Source organism: Caballeronia sp. LZ043 (assembly GCF_031451075.1).
Taxonomy (GTDB): domain Bacteria; phylum Pseudomonadota; class Gammaproteobacteria; order Burkholderiales; family Burkholderiaceae; genus Caballeronia.
Genome location: NZ_JARUXT010000039.1, coordinates 1 through 1,455 on the forward strand (window position 1 = coordinate 1; position 1,455 = coordinate 1,455).

Annotated in this window: 1 protein-coding gene; it reads left to right on the top strand. The window is 63.1% G+C overall.

What is annotated here, in order from left to right; genetic code table 11:
- Nucleotides 1–13: 13 nt before the first annotated feature.
- Nucleotides 14–1,455 (top strand): MFS transporter (locus tag QCE64_RS36355; protein WP_310009189.1); only part of this gene is annotated, 1,442 nt, incomplete at its 3' end.

The window sequence follows — 1,455 nt, forward strand, 5'->3', positions numbered from 1 at the left end:
AAGGAGACACAAGATGGCGGAGCTGGCCCAAGGTCGAAGGGAGTTCGCGGGCACGCGAGAGGAGCAGGCGCGCTCGTCTGCATCGGTGCTCGCGAACGCGAAGAGGATGAGCTACACGGACTTCCTCGACCACTGTCCGATGAACGGTTTTTTGTGGCTGCTTCTGCTCGGTTGCATCGTCGCCCAAGTGCTTGACGGGTTCGACTTCCAGTCCACCTCGTTCGCCTTGCCGCTCATCATGCGGGACTTCCATATCAGCCCGACACAGGCGGGCGCGATCGGCTCGGTGACCAACATCGGCTTGCTGCTCGGAGCGCTGTTGTTTGCCCCGCTCGCGGACCGCATGGGACGCCGGCCGATCTTTCAATGGGCCTTGTTTGCCTATGCCTTCGGTACGTTTCTGAGCGCCATCTCGCCGAACTACGAGGTGCTGCTGGTCTCGCGCTTCATTGCGGGCTTGGGGATTGCAGCGGAATTTCCCGTAGCGTTCTCGCTGCTGGCGGAGTATTCGCCGCGGCGGCTGCGGCATATCTTCATTGGCTCGGGGGCGATCGGCTATTCGTTCGGCTGGTTCGTGTGCGCGGTGGCCGCCACGCTCATCGTGCCGCATTTCGGCTGGCGCGCGCTGTTCTGGGTTGGCGTGAGTCCGGCGCTGATGATCATCTACGTGCGCCGGTTCATGCCGGAGTCGGTGCGCTTTCTGCTGCAGCAGGGGCGTGTGGAGGAGGCGGGCTTTATCGTCAGGCGGCTGGCCGATCGTGCGGGTTACGGCTCGCTCGAACTGACGCCGCCGGCTGCGTGCGCCACTGTCAAGGATGCGCCGCGTCCGAAGATCCGCGAACAGTTCTCGGTGCTGCGTCTCTCGGCGCTCGCCATTGCGGTGCTCGGTCTGTTCCAGCTCGCCAACAATATCCAGGTAGTGGGCTTTGGCACCTGGCTGCCGTCGATCTTCCTGCGTCAGGGCTTCACGCTCACCAAGAGCTTCACCTTCACGATGATCGTGCTGGCCACCACGCCGCTGGGTCAGATCTTCGGCATGTGGCTGCAGGACCGCATGCCGCGCAAGTGGGCGATGCTGGTGCTCTCGGCATTGAGCGCGATGTGCTTCTTCGGCTTCGGTCTGTCGTTCGAATATCGCTATCCGGTGGCGATCATCGTGGCGTGCAACGTCGGCTATCAGTTCTTCTCGGGCGGGGTCGTGCCGATCTTCTACACGCTGAGCAGCGAGTTGTTCCCCACGCGAGTGCGTTCTCTCGCCACCGGGCTGGTGGTGGCGTGCGCGCGCCTGGGTTCGATCACGGGTCCGTTCGTGCTGGGCTGGCTGCTCACGCTGGGCACGATGATCCACCAGATCATCTACTGGTTCACGATGCCGCTGGTGGTGGCGGCGGTGATCCTGGTTGTGACCGTGAAGGTCGATTCACGCCAGAAGACGCTCGAAGAAGCGAGTGGCGA